This window comes from Hamadaea sp. NPDC051192, from assembly GCF_040682475.1.
GTDB lineage: Bacteria > Actinomycetota > Actinomycetes > Mycobacteriales > Micromonosporaceae > Hamadaea > Hamadaea flava.
The window spans coordinates 102718-121207 of the sequence record NZ_JBFBAZ010000010.1 but is presented as its reverse complement, the minus strand read 5'-3'; the positions used below and the strand labels follow the sequence as shown (position 1 = coordinate 121207).

Annotated in this window: 21 protein-coding genes; 14 read left to right on the top strand and 7 right to left on the bottom strand. The window is 65.8% G+C overall.

Features of this window, described 5'->3' with window-relative positions; translation table 11 throughout:
* Window positions 1-52: 52 nt before the first annotated feature.
* From AB0M47_RS07065 to AB0M47_RS07055, 3 genes are all read left to right on the top strand, one after another.
* The gene (locus AB0M47_RS07065) at window positions 53-445 is read left to right on the top strand and encodes a DUF6000 family protein (RefSeq protein ID WP_363409711.1); all 393 of its coding nucleotides are present in this window, start codon (window positions 53-55) and stop codon (window positions 443-445) included.
* 241 nt (window positions 446-686) lie between these two features.
* Window positions 687-923, top strand: a complete 237-nt coding sequence (locus tag AB0M47_RS07060; protein WP_363409709.1) for a hypothetical protein — start codon at window positions 687-689, stop codon at window positions 921-923.
* Between the two features lie 185 nt (window positions 924-1108).
* Window positions 1109-1597: a hypothetical protein gene (locus AB0M47_RS07055; protein WP_363409706.1), complete on the top strand. Its 489-nt coding sequence runs from the start codon at window positions 1109-1111 to the stop codon at window positions 1595-1597.
* Window positions 1598-1677: 80 nt separating this feature from the next.
* Here AB0M47_RS07055 and AB0M47_RS07050 read toward each other — a convergent pair whose 3' ends face one another.
* Window positions 1678-3498: a hypothetical protein gene (locus AB0M47_RS07050; protein ID WP_363409703.1), complete on the bottom strand. Its 1821-nt coding sequence runs from the start codon at window positions 3496-3498 to the stop codon at window positions 1678-1680.
* Between the two features lie 340 nt (window positions 3499-3838).
* Window positions 3839-4933: a CapA family protein gene (locus AB0M47_RS07045; protein WP_363409700.1), complete on the bottom strand. Its 1095-nt coding sequence runs from the start codon at window positions 4931-4933 to the stop codon at window positions 3839-3841.
* Between the two features lie 184 nt (window positions 4934-5117).
* Here AB0M47_RS07045 and AB0M47_RS07040 point away from each other — a divergent pair, with 184 nt between their 5' ends.
* The 3 genes from AB0M47_RS07040 to AB0M47_RS07030 all read left to right on the top strand — a co-directional run bounded on the left by AB0M47_RS07040 (window position 5118) and on the right by AB0M47_RS07030 (window position 7077).
* A complete protein-coding gene (locus AB0M47_RS07040; RefSeq protein WP_363409697.1) occupies window positions 5118-5591 on the top strand; it encodes a hypothetical protein in 474 nt (157 codons plus the stop codon).
* Between the two features lie 479 nt (window positions 5592-6070).
* Window positions 6071-6496, top strand: a complete 426-nt coding sequence (locus AB0M47_RS07035) for an Rrf2 family transcriptional regulator (RefSeq protein ID WP_363409694.1) — start codon at window positions 6071-6073, stop codon at window positions 6494-6496.
* Entirely contained in the window at window positions 6493-7077 is a 585-nt protein-coding gene (locus AB0M47_RS07030) for an NIPSNAP family protein (protein WP_363409691.1), read from the top strand. Before AB0M47_RS07035 ends, AB0M47_RS07030 begins: the two co-directional genes overlap by 4 nt.
* A gap of 376 nt (window positions 7078-7453) precedes the next feature.
* On the opposite strand, the gene AB0M47_RS07025 is transcribed toward AB0M47_RS07030, so the two are convergent.
* Window positions 7454-8416 (bottom strand): hypothetical protein, encoded by a 963-nt coding sequence (locus tag AB0M47_RS07025; RefSeq protein ID WP_363409688.1) that lies wholly within the window; start codon window positions 8414-8416, stop codon window positions 7454-7456.
* A gap of 586 nt (window positions 8417-9002) precedes the next feature.
* Between AB0M47_RS07025 and AB0M47_RS07020 the strand changes: the two genes are divergently transcribed.
* Window positions 9003-9953 carry a M15 family metallopeptidase gene (locus tag AB0M47_RS07020; RefSeq protein WP_363409685.1) on the top strand — a complete coding sequence of 317 codons (951 nt, stop codon included), beginning with the start codon at window positions 9003-9005 and terminating at the stop codon, window positions 9951-9953.
* A gap of 203 nt (window positions 9954-10156) precedes the next feature.
* Entirely contained in the window at window positions 10157-10729 is a 573-nt protein-coding gene (locus tag AB0M47_RS07015; protein ID WP_363409682.1) for a hypothetical protein, read from the top strand.
* Window positions 10730-10749: 20 nt separating this feature from the next.
* On the opposite strand, the gene AB0M47_RS07010 is transcribed toward AB0M47_RS07015, so the two are convergent.
* Window positions 10750-11283: a hypothetical protein gene (locus tag AB0M47_RS07010; RefSeq protein ID WP_363409679.1), complete on the bottom strand. Its 534-nt coding sequence runs from the start codon at window positions 11281-11283 to the stop codon at window positions 10750-10752.
* A gap of 309 nt (window positions 11284-11592) precedes the next feature.
* Between AB0M47_RS07010 and AB0M47_RS07005 the strand changes: the two genes are divergently transcribed.
* From AB0M47_RS07005 to AB0M47_RS06990, 4 genes are all read left to right on the top strand, one after another.
* On the top strand, window positions 11593-12087 hold the full coding sequence (locus AB0M47_RS07005) for a DUF4265 domain-containing protein (protein WP_363409676.1): 495 nt from the start codon (window positions 11593-11595) through the stop codon (window positions 12085-12087).
* Window positions 12088-12136: 49 nt separating this feature from the next.
* Window positions 12137-12580 carry a hypothetical protein gene (locus AB0M47_RS07000; protein ID WP_363409673.1) on the top strand — a complete coding sequence of 148 codons (444 nt, stop codon included), beginning with the start codon at window positions 12137-12139 and terminating at the stop codon, window positions 12578-12580.
* A 2-nt stretch (window positions 12581-12582) separates the two neighbouring features.
* Window positions 12583-13032 (top strand): hypothetical protein, encoded by a 450-nt coding sequence (locus tag AB0M47_RS06995; protein WP_363409670.1) that lies wholly within the window; start codon window positions 12583-12585, stop codon window positions 13030-13032.
* A 111-nt stretch (window positions 13033-13143) separates the two neighbouring features.
* Window positions 13144-13800, top strand: a complete 657-nt coding sequence (locus AB0M47_RS06990) for an HD domain-containing protein (RefSeq protein WP_363409723.1) — start codon at window positions 13144-13146, stop codon at window positions 13798-13800.
* Window positions 13801-14098: 298 nt separating this feature from the next.
* Here the strand turns inward: AB0M47_RS06990 and AB0M47_RS06985 are convergent, their stop codons facing one another.
* On the bottom strand, window positions 14099-14545 hold the full coding sequence (locus AB0M47_RS06985; protein WP_363409667.1) for a GNAT family N-acetyltransferase: 447 nt from the start codon (window positions 14543-14545) through the stop codon (window positions 14099-14101).
* A gap of 308 nt (window positions 14546-14853) precedes the next feature.
* The gene (locus tag AB0M47_RS06980; RefSeq protein ID WP_363409664.1) at window positions 14854-15033 is read right to left on the bottom strand and encodes a hypothetical protein; all 180 of its coding nucleotides are present in this window, start codon (window positions 15031-15033) and stop codon (window positions 14854-14856) included.
* Between the two features lie 316 nt (window positions 15034-15349).
* Between AB0M47_RS06980 and AB0M47_RS06975 the strand changes: the two genes are divergently transcribed.
* On the top strand, window positions 15350-16525 hold the full coding sequence (locus tag AB0M47_RS06975; protein WP_363409661.1) for a VOC family protein: 1176 nt from the start codon (window positions 15350-15352) through the stop codon (window positions 16523-16525).
* A gap of 293 nt (window positions 16526-16818) precedes the next feature.
* On the opposite strand, the gene AB0M47_RS06970 is transcribed toward AB0M47_RS06975, so the two are convergent.
* A complete protein-coding gene (locus tag AB0M47_RS06970) occupies window positions 16819-17157 on the bottom strand; it encodes a DUF5713 family protein (RefSeq protein WP_363409658.1) in 339 nt (112 codons plus the stop codon).
* 422 nt (window positions 17158-17579) lie between these two features.
* Between AB0M47_RS06970 and AB0M47_RS06965 the strand changes: the two genes are divergently transcribed.
* A complete protein-coding gene (locus AB0M47_RS06965; protein ID WP_363409720.1) occupies window positions 17580-18479 on the top strand; it encodes a formylglycine-generating enzyme family protein in 900 nt (299 codons plus the stop codon).
* The last annotated feature ends 11 nt before the right edge of the window (window positions 18480-18490 follow it).

The window sequence follows — 18490 nt, the reverse complement described above, 5'->3', positions numbered from 1 at the left end:
ATCCGAAGGGTGACCCACTCTCCCGGCCACACCACCGGAGACCGACCTACACGTGAGCCCGTACACACACCGTCACGTCAGGCCGTACGCGGACATCAGCGACCCAAGGCCACATGGATACCTGGAACCGTACTGTGCTGCGTTGGCTTGCCTGGGCGCAGAGCAGGACGCTCAGATCTTGCATGATTATCTGCTCATGAGCCTCGCGCTGACCGCAGAAGATAAGCGGCACTGCCAGGCCGAGGCGATGGGGGCGCTGCTGTATCTCGATGACGATCTGGGCACCCACTATGCCGAAGCGTTCCTCGCCGCAGGCGGGTCCTGGTCGCGGTGGCCGGGTTCATCCGGTGTGTCGTTAGGGGAGCAGCAGCGCGACGCGGCCAGTCTGGTGGCATTCGCCCGCGGCGCGGACCCAGGTATCCGCGTTCGCCTTAGCGCTGAGTAAGTCCACAACGTGGCCTGGCGGAGACCATGTCCCCTGGGGGCGGCTCGTCGACGATGACGAGCTGGAACGCAGTGGCGGCAGCCCATCCGCCGGTCGAACAGTCGTTTGGCGCTTCCAGATTCCACCCGAAGTAACCGCTGACCGCCTTGCCGATGGCACGTCACGGCGAGCCTCAGGATCGGCGTCGAGGTGGACGGGACCATCGGCTCAGTCGGCGACGCCTGTCTGCCACCATTGAGCCATGAGTGACTGGGAGCAGTTCCTCGATGAGGTCCCGTGGTTCCTCGATCCTGGACAACGCGTGGCTGTCGCCACGGCGGCACCATGGTCCCGCGGATCGATGGGCACCCTACCGGAACTGTCGGCGTTACTCGGTTCGGCGTGGGTCAACGGCAACTGGGGCGGCGCGTGGACCGACGGAACTCCGAATCGGTTCGTGATCCAGATCGACCTGCCGCTGCCGGTGCGAATTCCCTGATCGCAGGCGGAAGCTGCCACTCGGCGCTGGACCGCGTTCGACGTGCTCGATTGCAGTGCCGCCAGTCTGCCCATGACGGATGCGCATATTTCCCGGCGATGACCGTAGACCCGGCCGGGTGCGCCGCTCTATTGTGGTCTAGACCGGTATTGTTGGCACGTTGTGCCTGACGTCTAGGGAGAAGCATGCTCAAGCGACGGATGCTGCACACTGGACTGGCGATCGCTCTGGTCGCCGTTTCCATCCTCGGGTTCGACACACCCGCGAACGCCGATTTCCCCTCGAGCTTCGTCGCCAAGTCTGTGCACGCCGACGGGTTCGGCGCGCTCGCCGTCGAGGCCACCGGTGGTATCAGCTGGTACAACCGATCGGTGACCCTCACCTCCGTGCGGTTCTACGCCAACGTGAACGAGTGCGGCTACTTCCGGGCCTACGGCTACCAGGGTGGCAGGCTGATCGACTTCGCCGATCTGCCGACCGGAAGCACCAGCTACTTCTGCGGTGGATCCACCGGCAAGTGGTTCACGCTCGGCAACGTCCCTCTCGACGCGAGCGCGGTACCCGGCGGGATCGACGAGGTCTACATCGTCGCGGCCGATGCGACGCACGGCAGCTCCGGATGGGCTGACTGTTTCCGTGACCCGCTGACGCCTTCCTGCTACGTCAAATACTGACCCCGTCAGCCGATCGGAAGATCGCGAGCAATTGTCAACAGTCGTGGATGAAGATCTTGGTGAGTGGTGGTCATCTATCGTCAGGCTGATGCCATGCGGAGGATGTGCACCCCGCCCTGGAGGTCGCCGGCGAGGATCACATGTCCGTCCGGGCTGATCGCCAGTGTCCATGGTTCGATCTCGGTCGGCACAGCGACGCGGTCCACGGGCTGACCACTGCGTGCTTCGATGAGCCGAAACTCGTTGCCGATCACGGCAACGATCAATCCACCCGCTGCGATCATGGCGTTATGGCAGTCCGCCAGTTGTGCGTACGGCTCGACTGTGCCCGTGCGCCAGTCGAGCAGCTCCAGGCGCAGTCCGCTTGGTGTGACGGAGTAGTCCGGGTAGCGAAGACACACTGACCCGTCCGGCAAAGTCTGTGGCAGGGCGTCATCAGCGTTGCGGACGTTGAACTCGGTGCGGCGCTCGCCGGTGGCCTGGTCGAGGACGATCACCTGCGCGCGGTTGGCACCGGGCTCTTTCGTGCAGACCAGGACCGCGTCGGAGTGCCGGGGGAGCACTACCCAGGCCGGCTGCCACCAGGTGGTCTCCTTGCCGGCTGGTGGCGCGGTCCAGGTCCAGCGCACCTCGCCGTCTGGTTGGTTTCGGCAGCAGACAGTCTTCGTGCGGGATACGCCGTCGTCGTCGAACACGTCTTCCACGGTTACCGAACGGGTATGGTCCTCGCTGTCGAGCCGGTCTTCGCCCTCATATTCGGCAACCATCGACGCGCCACCGTCGGGCAAGAACCAGCTGCCAGGTCCCAGTGCGGCGGCCAGCCCGGCGTCGGCCGTGCACTGCCCGGTGCGAAGATCCCACAGCCGCATCTGGTCATCGCCATCGATTGACCTGCCATATCGGCCGGTGCAATCGATGACCGTACGCCACACGGCGGTGGTGTGAGCGCTCTGCCGGGCGGGTTGCCGGTCGAGCCTGGGCATCGGCCACACCGTGACCTTGCCGATGCTCTGGCTGGACACCAGCCGTCCATCGGGTGCGAAGGCCAGCGCGGTCACCGGTGTGAGAGTCGGGCCAAGCACGTCGATGACCTCGCCGCGGCGGTTCAGGAGCTGGATCCTCTCATCGGTCGCCGCGGCGATCAGCCCATCGGATGGCCGCACGGCCGCGATCTTGGTCCGGCTCGTCATCGCACACGGATGCAGCCCTTCCAGCTCTGCCAGCGGACCGACCGCCAACTCGCCGTCTGCGATGACGAGCCGGTCGTGCGCGGGGTCCACCGAAGCGGTGGCAAAGTACGCCTCATCGAGTGGCAGCTCCCAATCCCAGTCGACCGGCTTCGTCCAGTCGATGGCAGGCACCTCAGAGTCGAGGTGACGCAGCGTGCGCACCGGTGTCCCTTGCCGCACGTCCCACAGCACGGCCCGGCGATTCCTCTCCAGTGTGGCGGCGTGCCTGCCGTCCGCGGACACCGCCACCGCGAGCACTTCACCGTCGGTGAGCGCATGCCGTCGCCGGCCGGTGTCGATGTCCCACACCCACGCGCCGTCCCAGCCGCCCGCCACCACGAACTCGTCTGTCGCCGCGACATCGGTCAGCGCCCTGCCCTCGTATTTCAGGCTCCGGGTCACCGTCCAGTCGGTCGGATCCCAGATCAGGATTTCAAACCTGCGCCCGGTTACGAGGCGACCGTTCTTGGTCAACGACAGGCGTGCGGCGGACTTCTCGGTGGCTACCGGGACCACGTCGCCGGTGGTCAACGACACCACGAACAGGCCGTAGCTTGTCGCGGCCACGCAGGCGTCACCATCGGGCAACACCACCAGGGCGGTCGCCCCGTTCATCGGTAACCCAGCGGTGACCAGCGGCGTCACCGGCTCGATCGGCGGTGGGTCGGACACCCGAAGCAGGCGAGGACCAGACATAGGGATCGCGGTGCCCTTTCCCGTCGTTGGATGAAGACAGAGAGTGTTCGACCTGCGTCGGCGTGCGGACCTGTTGGATGCCTGATCCGGCTTCCTCGGGAGGGTACGCCTCCCAATGTCATCCGCAGATTTCAACCGTTGCCCGATCGCCGGATAGGCATTCTTCTCCGTTAGCGCTTGCGCGAGCCGCCAGAGGTTTGGGCAGCGCGACCTGGGGCAGGCTGCGTATCCGGTGGTCTGCCTCAGGTGGCTGCGATCACCGTCGGCCCGCTCATCGCCGCAGCCGTCGTCACCCTGGTGACGATTCGCTCCCCGGCTATGCCGCGGCCGCAGCTGTGAGCGAGCCGTCGGTGTGCAGCCGGACAGGACTGCCGATGTCAGCGAACATGCGCGCCAGGTCGGCGACGTCGGCCGGCGCGGCTCGCTCGAGGCGCAAGCGTCGTGATCGATATACGACGATGCGCAGGCTTTCGAGCCGTCCCTCGGCGTCCAACGAGGCGAAGTACGCCGGCCGCAAGTCGTCGCGGAAGTCCTCGTAGCCGCCGATGCCCTCATAGTCGTCCACGAAATCGCCGCATCCATAGAGGATCAGCCGATCCCGGTAGACCTCGAAGCGCCGCGGATGGTGCGACGAATGACCGTGCACGAGGTCGACGCCCGCGCCGACGAGCCGGTGCGCGAACCGGACCTGCTCACGGGGCGCGTCGTAGCCCCAATTCGATCCCCAATGAATCGACACGACAACGATGGCGCCCGGCCGGCGTACGCGCTCGATCCGGTCGATCAGCGAATCCGCAGCGGCGTCCGACAGATCCCTTAGGTAGGCCACCCCTGAGAGGTTGTCGTGAGCCGCCCACGCCGGCGGTACGCCGCTGCTCGGCGTACCAGCCGCGAACACCATCAGTTGGCCCGCAGACGGGGCCGTCATCGCCGGCTGCCAGGCTTGCGCCTCGCTCGGACCGGCGCCGACGTTCGCCAGGCCCGCACCACGCAGTGCGGCGAGCGTGTCCGCCAAACCCTCACGACCGAAGTCCAGGATGTGGTTGTTCGCCAGAACGCACACGTCGGGACGGACGGCGGTCAGACAGGCGATATTCGCCGGGTTCATCCGGTACAGGACCGGCTTGGCCAGGTCGGGGCTTCCCCGCCCGGTGATGCTCGTCTCGAGGTTGATCACGCGCGCGTCCGGGGCGATCCGATCGAAGTCGGCCAGCGCGTCACCCCAGATCCATGACGGGGACACCGGCCGGTGGATCGGGCCATGCACGATCTCGGCGAGCCGGACGTAGTCGCGAGCATCGTCGACCACGCTCTCCCACAGCCGGGGGTCCCCCGGCGAATCGAGGATCTGATCCACGCCGCGGCCAGTCATCACATCGCCGCAGAGCAGAATCGTGCGCTGTACGGCCACCAGGAACGCTTACCCGGCTGGGGCCCGCGCTCAACCTTGGATCTTGCCGCGTACTCGCAGATCATTCCGTGCCGATCACCCGAGGACGCAACCGCGACGGCGGGCTTCGACGGCAAGGGGATCGGCGAGTCAAGATGTGGCTGAGGTCCTGATGACCGCCACGACGTCCGAGTATCTTGGCCCAATGCCCAGGGAGTTCGTCGCGCAATGGAAGGAACTGCTCGTCTACCGCGAGAACGGCAAGCAGTTCGCGTTCGACTGCGTCTGGGGAGTCGAACCTCACGCCGTCTACGTGCCGACGGCCAGCTACTGGCCCACGGTGACTCCCGACTGGATGCGCGACCGGAGGTCAGAGATCCTCGCACTCTTACGAGACTTTGCCGGAACGCGTTACACGGTCCGAGAGACCGGCGAGGGCTACCAAGCAGAAGGCCGCCCTCGACTGGCGTTGTTCGTTGCAACCCCAGCTGACGGCCTCCCGGCCGGAGCATGGGTCGCGGTACTGCTGGATCCCGACGAAGATGATGCGCCCGACTCATCCTGGAACAAGACGGACAGGACGAGGTTCCTCAAGGATCACGCCGGAAGAATCGGTACGGGAATAACGCCTGCGGCCGCCATCGAAGACCTGAAACAGCACGGGGGACATCAGCTGTAAACGGTACGGCACAAGCCTCACGCTGCTGGCTGGCAATTCCAATCGAGCTTGATTCAGGTCCACGCCGCGGCCAGGCATCACATCGCCGCAGAGCAAGATCGTGCACCGTACGGCCACCGGGAAACCTTCAGCAGCGCCACGACCTGCGGCGAGTCGCATCATGCCCGGTCGTGATCACATCCGGCATGTTATTGGCGCTCGTCGACTGAATAACTCTCCTACAGCCTGTTGGATAACCGGTCGGGTGGTACAACAGCGCCCTTCTCAGCGTCCTTGTGAGCCTTGAGGGCTTACACCGCTGAGGAACATCCACTTCCGCCGATGACAGCGCGCTCGATCATGCCCTTATGGGCGTCTGTGCGATTCGTCCCGCCTGCTGACCTCCCCACCAGCCGGCCCGAACGAGCATGCGCACGAGCAGGAACTCGAATGTAACAAAAGTTGTTGCGTTTGCTGTGTATGTCGACCAGACTGACGCGGTGGCGGCCAACAGCAGAGTGACTATCGCGGCCCACGCCTTGGCGTGGCTGGAATTGGCCAGGCGGCGCGGTCGTGAGGTGCTCACCTCGGAAGAGGTTTCGGCCAGCATCAACACCAACGCGGTCATCGTCCGGCGTAGCCTCAGCGACCTGCAGCGGGCCGGCCTGGTGGGGGCCCGCCGCGGCAACGGAGCCGGCTTCTCCCTCGGGCGGCCGGCAACAGAGATCACACTTCTGGACGTCTGGCTCGCAGTCTCGCCGGAGCCGCTCCTCGCCCTGCACCACTCCGAGCCGAACCTGGAATGCCCGGTCGGACGCGGAATCCGTCCGGTGCTCACCGACCTGTACGACGAAGCGACCGACGCGTTCCGGATGACGCTGGCCCGCTGGACCGTCACCGACGTCTTGGAAAGGATCCTGGCATGATCGTCGAATTGCGCCGTTACACCCTGCACGAGGGGCGCCGCGACGAACTGATCGACGTGTTCGACCGCGAGTTCGTCGAGACCCAGGAGGAACTGGGGATGGCAGTGCTGGGACAGTTCCGCGACCTCGACCGGCCCGACCACTTCGTGTGGCTGCGCGGATTCACCGACATGCAATCGCGCCACACCGGCCTAACGGCCTTCTACTCCGGCCCGGTATGGGCGAAGCACGGGCCGGCCGCGAACGCGACGATGCTCGACTCGGACGACGTACTGCTGCTCCGTGAGATCGTCGCGGTGCCGGTATTCGACCGCGGTACCGCCAACCCCGAATCGGTTCTGCACGCGACGATCTGGTACTGGGCCGGCCCCTTCCCCGACCCCACTGAGAGCCCGAAAGACACCCTGGCCGTACTACGGACCGAGTACGCCGCGAACAGCTTCCCCCGGCTACCGATCCGTGAGGGGGAACACGCGCTGGTCTGGCTCACCCGGTCACCCCTGCAGACAGACGTGCCCGCGGAGGTGGTGAAGACCGAACACCTGCGCCTGCGCCCCACCGACCGCTCCACCCTCCATTAAGGAATGCCACGACGGGCCCCGCTGGTCGAACGCCCGCTCGCCGGTGCCACCGATCAGCACGACGCGACCACGACCGCCGCTCGGTCGGACGCACGTACATGCCGTCGGTCGAGCGCAAATGTCGGGCGGGTGGTGACGCCGAGGTAGGCCAGTTCCGCGGCGTGACGGCTGGCTGGGGGACTGCCGGTCGTGGCGGACGGCATCGCAGCACGGTTTACGCCTACCACGGTCATCAGGAACGGGTGCGCAGTCTCCCAATGCCCTGCACGTCAGCTCATCGACCCGAATCGGCGGCTCTACCCGCGGCCGTCGCCACACCGGTCATGGCACCCTCATGTGCCGCCCCGTACCCGACACCCCTGGTCGGGCATCGCCCTCACCCCCCGAGGTGCTCCCGGATCTCCCGCTCCAAGATCGCGCCGAACTGGCCAGATCGATCGTGGTCCAGTCCAGGCACGAGGTGAAGCTGCGTCGTGAACCCGTTGGCCCGGTACCACGATTCACCGGCCTTGACGCCGTACGAGCTCGTCCAGGCCGAGTCTTGATCGCCGACGTCCCACACGAATGGCACGGCGGCCTTGTACGCGGCGGTGAACGTCGGTGTGGCGATGCAACGGCCACCGTAGGAGATCGCGACGCCCACGCCGTCTGTCATCGTCCGCACGCCGTACGCGGGTGCGAAATACTCCGTGAGCCACTGTGCCCCCGAGGAGTATCCGCCCAGCGCAACCCGTGCTGTGTCAATGTTGTAGCGGCTCTTCACGTACTCCACCAGGTTGTGCGACCAAGCCGTCTTCTGTGTCGGCGTATAGCCCGACGATGTCTCGTACCAGCAGGTGCCGTCACCGTCAGGGCAACCCGTGCCGGGCGCCAAGGGTGTCAGGAGGACCATGTTCTGCCGCTTCGCCACGGCGATCATGCCGTTGGTGCCCGCGAGCAGATACGTGGACGATGGGTTCTTCAACCCGTATTCGCCTGATCCGTCGGCGTAGACCAGCAGACCGACCGGCTTGGTCCAGTTCAGCCCCGCCGCGTACAGGTGATACGACGACGTGATGCCGCCGTTGCTGTACGACAGGTTGGTCCGATCCGTCCGTGGACCACCCGATCCGCCACTGGGAGTAGCCGGAACCCGGGCTGTCGGCGCGGCCGAGGAAGTAGTCGTCGCCGGTGACACCGGAGCCGTCGGGGTTGCTGTTGGAGTCGGTGCCGGCGCGCTCGTGGTCCGGCTGGCAGATCGGGACGTCTCGGTCTCCGCTGCTGTCGCGCGCTGCTCGCTGGTGTCGCCCAGCGCGATCTCGCCGGCGCGGTCCGGTATGACCGGCGCTGCCCCCGCCATGCCGATCGAGATGACCCCCGCCAACCCGCTGGCCGCAAGGAGCCGGCGGAGGGCGCTCGGCCGCCCGTTCGCCGCACGATGTCGGGCCGATCGATGGCGACCACCAGCAGCTTCATGGGGGGCTTGGGCGCGGCGCATGGGGCGATGCTAGGCAACGCACTCCCAGTCGCCCACCCCTCAACACGGAAACCTGGCAGTTTCCTAGTGCCTATTTCGCCTGGTGGAGGCCACATTTGTCGCAACAGTTCGGCCGCGACGCGAGGTGACCACCAAGCTGGCAAATCACTTGATTACAGCATTTAGTGTTTATTGCCGGGCTGGCGGGCACGAGCGGTCAGGGCACTCACTCATCGACCATCGGAAGTCGTTGCACAAGCTGAAGGAGGATCCTGATCAACAGGTGCCCCCCGGCAAGAATCGAACCTGCGACCTGAGGTTTAGGCCGCCCTTCCCGTGGTGCCTGCTTGGCGCGATCGTCGGCGGCGCGGTCTCGGCAAGGTGCGCTCGGGACAGATCGTTAGATGCCGGCATCGTCGTGATCATTCGTAGCCCCGCTCTCACCAGGGCAAACGCTATCCTTGTCGAAATGTGCGCCCCCGAAGTCGTCTCGCCGTCCACCCGTTCCGCGGCCCGCACAGCAGCTGGTCACCGGTGGCGTGACGGCAGCCGGGCGGCGTGTCTCCTGGCCGTGGCTGTGCTCGTGGGCTACGTCCTGTCCGGCTGTTCGGGCGTCCCGGCCGGCCCGGAAGCGGACAAGCCGACACAAACCCCGGCCGCTTCGCCGACCGCGTCTACCGAGTCTCCAAGCCCTGCGCCCACCCGCATCGGCAACGCCACCGCCGCACCGTCCTGGCTCGGAACGCGAGTGCTCCCCGTCGGGCCGCAAGGGTTCGCCGCCGCCCAGCAGACGCCGCCCGAGCTGCGTAACCGGTCGATCATCACCGTCGACGACTTGCCACCACCGGCGGACGGCCGCTTTCACGCAACCGTCCAGGCGGTGCCGGCTGGCGTACTCGCTCGATCCAGCTGGACCAAGGACTGCCCGGTCGCCGCCGCCGACCTGCGCTACATCACCGTAAGCTTCCGCGGCTTCGACGGACTCGCCCACACCGGTGAGCTGCTGGCCAACTCCCGCGCGGCGGACGACCTGGTCACCGTGTTCCAGCGACTCTTCGCCGAGGGCTTCCCGATCGAGCGTATGCGGATCTCCAGCGCCGCAGAACTGAACGCACCGCCGACCGGCGACGACAACACCACCGAGGCGTTCGCCTGCCGACCGGTACGCGGCCAGCAAGGGTGGTCCCAGCACGCCTACGGCCTCGCCGTGGATCTCAACCCGTTCCAGAACCCGTACCACAAGGGCGAGATCGTCCTGCCGGAACTCGCCACCGCCTACCTCGACCGAGCCGATGCGCGACCCGGAATGGTGCAGGCCCACGGGCAGGCTGTCCGGGCCTTCGCCGCGATCGGATGGAAGTGGGGCGGCGACTATCGATCTCTGAAGGATTACATGCACTTCTCTGCCACCGGCGGCTAGGCCAACCGAACACGGCAGAGCATGCAAAGAGTTCGACCACGCGGCTGTGGCGGCTCGGTGGGGTTCCTCCGAGCCGCCTGAGCGAATGCCGGGCTGACCGTCGCCCAGAACCGCCGCGTCTGCCGTTCCACGTGCCGGCTACGTACGATCAGCCACGAGCCGGCGCGGGCTGCGAATTCCGGACTCTTGCAGAGGGGGCTCACGTGAACGACCCTCTGGCACGCAGACGACTGGAGATGGATCGCATCGCGCGGAGGCTGGCCAGACGCCGGATCAACGCTGTGACGTACTGGGGTCTGGGATCCTTTAGCGATCCCAGCCTGTGGGACATAAGCGACTGGCACCTGCCTGTCATGGGCGTCGAGCTGCGCCTGGATGACGGCGCACCCGTTTCGGCGGTGTGGGGCAGCGATTTCGGGCATTTCGGCTTAGAGCTGTACGCCTCGCCGATGACCGATCACGTCACGGCTCTCGACGTAGATGATGGCGGCCCGAATCATGGGACAGTCACTGACCACCCTCGGTGGGCCGCGCTGCTCATCGATCCTATCGTCGACGCTCGGCTTGTCTGGGCGGAGGGCTATGCCGATCGGCAAGGTGCAGTTGGACCTGTGGCCGCCCCGCTCGCGCTCCGTCTGAACTTTCCGAACGGCCGCATTCGGATCATTGCCGCTATGGAGCACACCGACGACCGTTGGTGGCTCGGGGCTGACGAGGTCATTGTCGCCTTCACCGACGAGTTTGCCGCCAGCATCGGCTACCCGGACAACGACTGACCTCCGTTGGTGAGAGGCGACTAAGCTCCGAAGTGTCCTGGCCTCGAGTTGAAGCCGCGCCGCGGCGACCGAGCAAATCTTGCGATGCGGGCAAGGTCGACCGGTCGCAACCCACGCCGCGGGTGCGGCCGGATGAGTAGCCCCTGCCCGCGTGCGGTCAGCTCGCGTACGAGCGTTGGCTCGTGCGGAATCGCAGTGTCGTCCGTCCACACGAGTCGTCGCCCGTCGGCCAGTATGCGTCGTGCCGCTGTCAGCTTCGCCGCATCCGCGTCGTCGGTCAGTGCAGCTGTCTCGAGCGCGATGCCGAGCGGGGGCAGTCCTAAAAGCTGTTCAAGCTTGTCCGCTTCCGCGCACCACGTGGTGCACCACTGGATGTCGATGGTGCCGGTCGCGTGGATGCGGCGGATGCCGGTGATGAGCCGGGGCGCCCAGTGCAGCGGATAGTCGTCGTCATCGGAGTGGACGATTCCGCGGTGCAGCTGGGGTCCCCAGAGCGGCCGCCGGGTGTTGATCACTCCGTCGACATCGAGAAGCCAGACCGGTGGGCGGGACATTCCGCCATCATGGCCCCTTTGGAGCTCCTGGCTAAAGGTAGTGGCTGGAGTCGACCCTGAGCGCGTGTTCGGGCGACTGCTTACGCTGCGGGGACATGGAATCCAGCGGTGGACGAACACCGATCTGAACTCATGGAATTCGACGCTGGACTATCGAGACCTGCTTCAAAGACGCGAGAAACGAGGCTGGCCCGGGCCGCAACCAAGTGCGTCGCAGCGACCTGCACTGCCACATCACCCCGTCCATCTGGCCTACGCTGGGCCACGTGCGGCATCGGGGCAGGGGAGTCGTAAGAGATCATGGACGTCATGCGCCCCGATCGCCTCGATGAAGCCGACACGGACCTGATCAAGATCTGGATCAAGTTCGTGCCCCGCGATGGCTGGCTCCCGTACGACACAGAGGGATTGTGGGCCGAACCTCTCGACGGGCACACCGCCCGCGTCCGCAGTATCCCGTTCCTGGCCAACGGCATCGCGTTCGGCGACGTGCTGAATTACACGGTCGGTGAGGACTCCACAAGGTGGGCGAGCGGGCGCGTAGCGACCTCCGGCCACTGCACCGTCCGGGTGCTGCCGACGCCCGCCGGGCCGCTCGGTCCCAGCGCCGAGGCGGTCCACCGATGCTTCGCCCCATGGAATCTCGGCGGTGAGGCGTACAGCAAGGAGCTGCCGCTGGTAGCCCTCGACATCCCCGTCGGAGCCGACCTGACCGGGATCAAGTCGCTGCTCGACCGCGGCGTCGAGGACGGCTGGTGGTATTCCGAGACGGCTTGCGTCACCGACGCCTGGCGTGCGGCGTGATTTCTTCGGTGCTCCCGGCGCGGCTGTCCGATCTAATATCTATCCCGTCATGACGGTGTTCACCTGCAGCAACTGCGGAGCGGCGGTGACGGCAGTCCTGAGGGAGATACCGTTCGTCGACGAGCCCGCCGTTCACCACGGCAGCGGCCCTGCGCCGTCTCGGATGCCGCCAGGTGCCTTCGCCCGTGATCCCGACCGGTTCGAGCAGCCTTCCGAGCCGACGTCCGAAAATCAGACGCTGTTGGTGCCGGCCGGGCCCGCGTTGACGATTGTCGTCCACCCCGGCGATATCCGCGGGCTGAGCCTGCATCCTGACCGGCGGCGGTTGAACGGCTGCTGCCGTCTCGACGGATGTGACGGCCCGAATCTGGTCTGCGCCGGCTGCGGGGCTGAGATCGCCACAGAGCAATCCGACTGCTGGGTCAGTTGGCATGACGTCCGACTTGATCCAGCTGCGGTCGTCGAGCACCGCCCGAACTCGGAACAGTTGTGAGCATGGGCCTGCGCGTCATCGCGTTCACCGTCCGCTGGCTCGTCGACCGGCGCGTCCACGAAATCGTGCCCACCCTCGACGGCCGATCGCTACTCGACCTGATCGACCGCTTCGAGATCGACGCTGGCATGCGCCCTGCCGGCGGCGCCTACGGCGGAATCATTCCCGCCTTCTACCGGTATGGCCCGCTCGACGAACACTTCCTGGGCAAGGAGAACCCCGGACTTGGGCCAAAGACGGCGGTGCTCGCCTGCGAATGCGGCGAGGTGGGCTGTTGGCCGCTCATGACCCGGATCACGCCGACCGGGAACCTGGTCGTATGGAACGACTTCGAGCAGCCCCATCGCCCGACCCGCGACTACACGACGTTCGGACCGATCCTGTTCGACCGCGACCAGTACGACGCGGCGCTGGCGGCGCTCGCCGAGGATCTCGCTGGTACCGAGGCGTAGTCTCGATCGCTCCAGGCAGGGCCGGCCGCGTTGTGAGGCAGTGACCGAGCGCCCTCTTCTCGACCTCAGTGAAACGCCCTGCCGTTCCGACCAGATGTCGGCGTGGTGCCGATGACCTCCGAGCACATCGTGTTCGAGGTGGGAACCCCAGGCGCTTACGGCTACCGTGGCCCCGTGAACCGCGCCCTACTCGATCGAGCACTCACCGACGCCGTGCCAGTGCGGCCATTGCCGGAAGACGCCGCCGCCTTGCTACGAAACCTCGCCGCGCCGCCGAGACTGGCGGCGCATCTGCGTGCGGTGCACGACGTGGCGTGGCAGCTCACCGAAGAGATCACCAACCTTTGTCCAGTGCTGCGGTTCGACCGGGAAGAGGTGCTGTTCGGCGCGGCGACGCACGACATCGGCAAGACGATCCACGTCGCCGAGCTGTCGCAGCCGGGCACCCGGCATGAGTTGGCAGGGTACGAGCTGCTCGTCGAATCGGGCGTCGAGCCCCGGCGGGCCCGCTTCGCAGCCAATCACGGAACATGGGCCGCGCCCGACGTCAGCACCGAGGACCTCCTCGTCAGCCTCGCCGACAAGATCTGGAAGGCCAAACGGGTACCGGACCTCGAAGACCGCATCGTTCAGCGAATCTGCGATGTCTCTGGCGAGAGCCGCTGGCAGGTCTTCATGAACCTCGACGACCTGCTTGACCAGATTGCGCAAGGCGCCGACGCACGGCTGGCGTTCCAGAGCCATTACCCGGTTGCCGCCGATGGCTGAGAGCCCACGCGCGCCACGGCGACCCGTCCGAACCATCCTCACGCTCGGACGTGCAGCGATCCCAATGACTTTGTGGTGATGGTGGCGACGGCCACCGATCTTCGGCTGTTCGACCTGGCCGAGGATGCGTCGCTGCGCAATGGCACCGGATGGATACCAGGCATCAGACCCGGCACGGGGACTCGGTAGGGATCGGCTTCACGCCGCTGACACACTCCGCGGCATCTGGGAAATCACGATCCATTCACGGTCCCGCCAGGCGATCCCGCAGGATTATGTGCATGAGTGGGCTCTTGGGTCAGTTGCCTTGGGCGCTGAACACTTGGTCGACGCCGTTGCTGTCGTCGTACTCATGGACAAAGCCAAGCCGTTCGTACAGCCGACGCGCCTTGCTGCCCCGATCGATGGCGAGCCGGAAGCGTCTGGCGTCCCGATGGGCGTCCATGACCTGACGCAGGACCTGCTCGCCGATGCCGCGACCGTGCACCGATGGATGCAGGTAGAAGTGCTCTATCCATTGCGCATCGCGCTCAGGCCGGACGGCGATGACACCCACCGGACTGCCATCGATCTCGATCACGTCGGTGTTCGTGGGGACGAATGAATCCAGGAACCGTTGCCGAGCCCAGTCCCGATCCCACAGTCCCAATCGCTCCAGATCCGGGCGCATGGCCAGTGCCTTGAGGTCGGCGAGCCACTGCGCATCCTCTGCCGTCGCGGGACGGAGCGTCCACAGTTGCCCCATGATCCGGAGTATCCCACAGCTGGTCAGTGCCGGCCCGTCCACTACCACCGCTCAAGGTGCACTGGCGAACGTTGTGGGCCCATGTCGGCCTCAATCTGGCCAGGCAAAGCTCACTAACAAACGAGCCATCACTGACGGCTCATCGAGGCCATAGCGAGCCCCGCTTGCTTGCACCAGAATGACCCGCGACAGCGAGAAGGCAGGCCCGAGGTGCATCACTGCCTGGGCCGACACATGTCTTCATGCTAGGAACGACCCGCTGCAGGCAACCCCTGACCCGCCTCGCAAAAAAGTCTTGCTGCGGATAATTAGGCCATATTCATTTCCTTCTTGACCTTGTCCAGGACCTGCTGAGCTGCGTCGTTCAGCGTCACCCCGGCCATGTCATGCTGAGCGAGGTGCGCCTTCAATGCCTCTAGGAATTCCGCTTCATCGTTGGATGCCATGAGAGTGTTGTCGTCTTCACAGACGTACTTATACTCTTTCATCTTCTTCTCCCGTCCCGGGATACGCATCGGGCATCATCCGGCGTCGAGTCCGGCTCGCCGGAATGAATACGCGCCAGTGAAACAGTCGGCCCAGCGTGGCAGAAATCGCTGCTCAGGCAATTATAAGACCTGGACCTGAACAGGCACGGGGAGAGAACGTTTCCGCTTCAGCGAGGGTGGACCGCATCTGCGCCGGAGGACCGCAAGCTCCACTGCCTGCTGCGTCCGGTGGAGGTGGCGTACGCGCCTCAGGGCTCGCGAGACATGATCACTGTCCGGGAGAATATTGTCCGAAATAAGCTGTACAGTGCCGGACATGACAGCGATCGGAGTGGATTGGCGGGTAGTCGATGGCGTTGCGACGGCATGGTTTGACGCGCCGTCGTTGATCGAGGGGGCCGCGCTGGCCAGGCGTATCGCGGAGCTATCGGCCGAGATCGTGGTCGACCTACGTGCGACAGGCATGCGGGTGCGACTGGCCTCAGACGAGCACGCCGAGGCGGTTTCGGCGGCCGCTCGGGATCTTGGGCTGGCCGCAAACCCTGTAGCGCTGCAGCACCTGAGCGTTGTGATCGAGTCCGCGAACCCGTCTGTGATGAAGCCTTTCTGGCAGCGCGTGCTCGACTACGCGCCGGGGGAGGACGGAGGTTTGGCGGATCCGTTGCGCCGCGACCCCGAGGTACGGATCCGGCGGTCGACCGAGCCGCGGCCATTGCGAAACCGTATCCACCTCGACGTGGTGCGGCCAGCCGCGGCGGTCGAGCAGGCGGGTCTTGGTGAGGCATCGGGACCGTTCGGGGTCTGTCACAGCGACCCCGACGGTAACGAGGTCGACCTGGTGCCGGGCGCGGCACTCGGCGAGAGGAGTGAGACAGCCGACTGGCAGGTGGTGTTCAGCGCGATGGCGTGTTACCGCACCACATCGCCGACGCAGCAGGGCGAGCTGGCCTCCGCGGCAGCGGCGCTGGCCTCCAATGCGGGCTTCCCGCTGCTGGTCGACCTGCGCCCCGGGCTCATGATCATCGACAGTGGTAAGGACCAGTGGGGAGACGACGCCCACGGCCTCGAGCTCGACTTTACTGACTTCGCCGCAAACCTCCAGACTGCTGCCCGCGAACTCGGTGCCACTGCGGATCTGAGGCTGCCGCGCTTCGCTCAGCTCTTCCTCGACGCCGCCGACGTCGCCGCAGTACGCGCGTTCTGGGTCGCCGCACTCGGATACACCCACGACCGGCGAGCCGGGGTTACCGATATTCACGATCCGCGGCGGCTGAACCCAGTGCTGGTGTTCCAACAGCTCGACGCATCGGAGACGCAGCGGCGCCAGCAGCGCAACCGCATCCACTTCGAGCTCGCAGTACCGACGGACCTCTCGCAGACGCGCCTCGCCGCGACCATCGCAGCCGGTGGCCGGCTCCTTGACGAGTCGAAGGATCGCTGGCGGGTCGCCGACCCCGAAGGCAACGAAATTGTGCTCGTCAGTCGGGCATGAGCTCGCGTTCGGCTGAGCTGCATGCCTGGCGATGTTCGGTCAACGAACGTTGGATCTCCGTTGCGATCAGCATCGAACACGCACGCCGCTGTTCAGCGAATCTGCGATGTCTCTGGCGAGAGAGCGGGCAGGCCTTCATTAACCTCGACGACCTGCTTGATCGGGTTGCGCAAGATGCCGACGTGCGGCTTGAGGCCGAGGGCTGAGACCCCCCGCGCGCCACGGCGACACGTCCGAACCATCCTCAATCTCGAACGGTGCAGCGAGCCCATTGACTTTGGGGCGTCGCGTGGTCACCAGTCGCGGGTGGAGATCAGTTCTTCGACGTCGGCGTCAGCGAATCCGTAGGCCGTTGCGATGAAGTGGAAGTCCGTGCCGATCGCGTCGCGGGCAACGGTCTCGATCTCGCTGCCCGCCTGGTCGAAAACTTCCTCAAGCTCGTTGAACTCCTCGGTCGCCGCGTGCGTGATCACGTAGAGCGCGGCAAGGTCCGCGGGCTGTTCGGCTTCGATGCGGTCACACATCCGGACCAGGATCGCCTTGCCCAGGTCGACGACATGATCCGGGTAATAGTCGTCCTGGTACATCTCAGCGAGAAACGGGTATACCGCCACTTGCTGGTTGCGTGGCACGTTCTTCTCCTTGCTTGCGCGGTGCCCGTCGCCTCACCCGGACGCGGTCGGCACACGGATTCTGCAACAGAGTCAGGTACGCGTTGACGCACAAGATCGTATGCCCGAGGAAGCCCGCTGCGCCCGGTTGTATCGGCCAGGCCGGCCGGATCTCCCGCCGCCGCCTCGAATCGTCCGATGCGACCGGATGCGTCGCGGACGGCGTCCCCGCGCAGACCTCTACGCACGGGGCTATCTCCAGCCCTGCGCGAACCCACGACGTGCTGATGGCATTCGCCGCTGGAGCCATGCCGCGCCACGTCGAGAAGGTCCTTCTGCCAAGATTCATTGAAGCCACCTTGACGACATTCGCGGACGGGATGACGACTCGCATGACGAAGGATTGCTGCACGCCCGGCGGCGTACGCGACGCAATCGCGCCCATGGAAATCCAGGCGCCGCGACGCGATCTCAAGGACGTGCGTCGCGGAATGGTGTTCATCTCCGGCGGCGCATTCTGGATGGGCAGTCAGGACGACGACACCTTTCCTGACGATGGCGAGGGTCCGATCCGCGAGGTGACCGTCGACTCGTTCTACATCGATCCCAAGGCGGTCACCAACGCGCAGTTCGCCACGTTCGTGAAGCGCACCGGCTACGTCACTGAGGCCGAGCGGTTCGGCTGGTCGTTCGTCTTCCACCAGTTCGTCGCCAACGAGGCGCGCGGCAACGTGCTGGACGCCCATGTGCCGTCGGCGCCGTGGTGGCTGCCGGTCGAAGGCGCGTACTGGCGGGCGCCGGAAGGGCCAGGCTCGGACGTGCAGCGCCGGTCGAATCATCCGGTGGTGCATGTGTCGTGGAACGATGCCGATGCCTTCGCGCAGTGGGTGGGTAAGCGGCTGCCGACCGAGGCGGAGTGGGAGAAGGCGGCACGTGGCGGCCTGGATCGCGCGCGTTTTCCGTGGGGCGACGACTTCATGCCGCACGGGCAGCATCGATGCAATACATGGCAGGGCGTCTTCCCGCGGCAGAACACCGGTGCTGACGGGCATGTGGGCACTGCCCCGGTGGATGCCTTCCGGCCTAACGGGTTCGGGCTGTTCAACACCTCGGGCAATGTCTGGGAATGGTGCTCGGATTGGTTCAGCCGCGATTGGCACGTCGCCGAATCGCCGGAGCGGCGGCTGAATCCGCGGGGCCCGGAGAGCGGCGAGGGACGGGTGATACGAGGTGGCTCGTATCTCTGCCACGAGTCGTACTGCAACCGCTACCGGGTGGCCGCCCGGACCACGACGACACCGGACTCCACCACTGGCCACACCGGATTCCGTTGCGCCGCCTGACCTGCATCCCT

What these genes read in the sequence shown, in the direction of transcription:
- AB0M47_RS06975 (WP_363409661.1), top strand. Translation starts at nt 15,350, where the DNA reads ATGACAGCGATCGGAGTGGATTGGCGGGTAGTCGATGGCGTTGCGACG.
- AB0M47_RS07020 (WP_363409685.1), top strand. Translation starts at nt 9,003, where the DNA reads ATGTGCGCCCCCGAAGTCGTCTCGCCGTCCACCCGTTCCGCGGCCCGC.
- AB0M47_RS07030 (WP_363409691.1), top strand. Translation starts at nt 6,493, where the DNA reads ATGATCGTCGAATTGCGCCGTTACACCCTGCACGAGGGGCGCCGCGAC.
- AB0M47_RS06995 (WP_363409670.1), top strand. Translation starts at nt 12,583, where the DNA reads ATGGGCCTGCGCGTCATCGCGTTCACCGTCCGCTGGCTCGTCGACCGG.
- AB0M47_RS06965 (WP_363409720.1), top strand. Translation starts at nt 17,580, where the DNA reads ATGGAAATCCAGGCGCCGCGACGCGATCTCAAGGACGTGCGTCGCGGA.
- AB0M47_RS07055 (WP_363409706.1), top strand. Translation starts at nt 1,109, where the DNA reads ATGCTCAAGCGACGGATGCTGCACACTGGACTGGCGATCGCTCTGGTC.
- AB0M47_RS06990 (WP_363409723.1), top strand. Translation starts at nt 13,144, where the DNA reads ATGACCTCCGAGCACATCGTGTTCGAGGTGGGAACCCCAGGCGCTTAC.
- AB0M47_RS07060 (WP_363409709.1), top strand. Translation starts at nt 687, where the DNA reads ATGAGTGACTGGGAGCAGTTCCTCGATGAGGTCCCGTGGTTCCTCGAT.
- AB0M47_RS07010 (WP_363409679.1), bottom strand. Translation starts at nt 11,283, where the DNA reads ATGTCCCGCCCACCGGTCTGGCTTCTCGATGTCGACGGAGTGATCAAC.
- AB0M47_RS07025 (WP_363409688.1), bottom strand. Translation starts at nt 8,416, where the DNA reads ATGGCGGGGGCAGCGCCGGTCATACCGGACCGCGCCGGCGAGATCGCG.
- AB0M47_RS07040 (WP_363409697.1), top strand. Translation starts at nt 5,118, where the DNA reads ATGCCCAGGGAGTTCGTCGCGCAATGGAAGGAACTGCTCGTCTACCGC.
- AB0M47_RS07005 (WP_363409676.1), top strand. Translation starts at nt 11,593, where the DNA reads ATGCGCCCCGATCGCCTCGATGAAGCCGACACGGACCTGATCAAGATC.
- AB0M47_RS06985 (WP_363409667.1), bottom strand. Translation starts at nt 14,545, where the DNA reads ATGGGGCAACTGTGGACGCTCCGTCCCGCGACGGCAGAGGATGCGCAG.
- AB0M47_RS06980 (WP_363409664.1), bottom strand. Translation starts at nt 15,033, where the DNA reads ATGAAAGAGTATAAGTACGTCTGTGAAGACGACAACACTCTCATGGCA.
- AB0M47_RS07000 (WP_363409673.1), top strand. Translation starts at nt 12,137, where the DNA reads ATGACGGTGTTCACCTGCAGCAACTGCGGAGCGGCGGTGACGGCAGTC.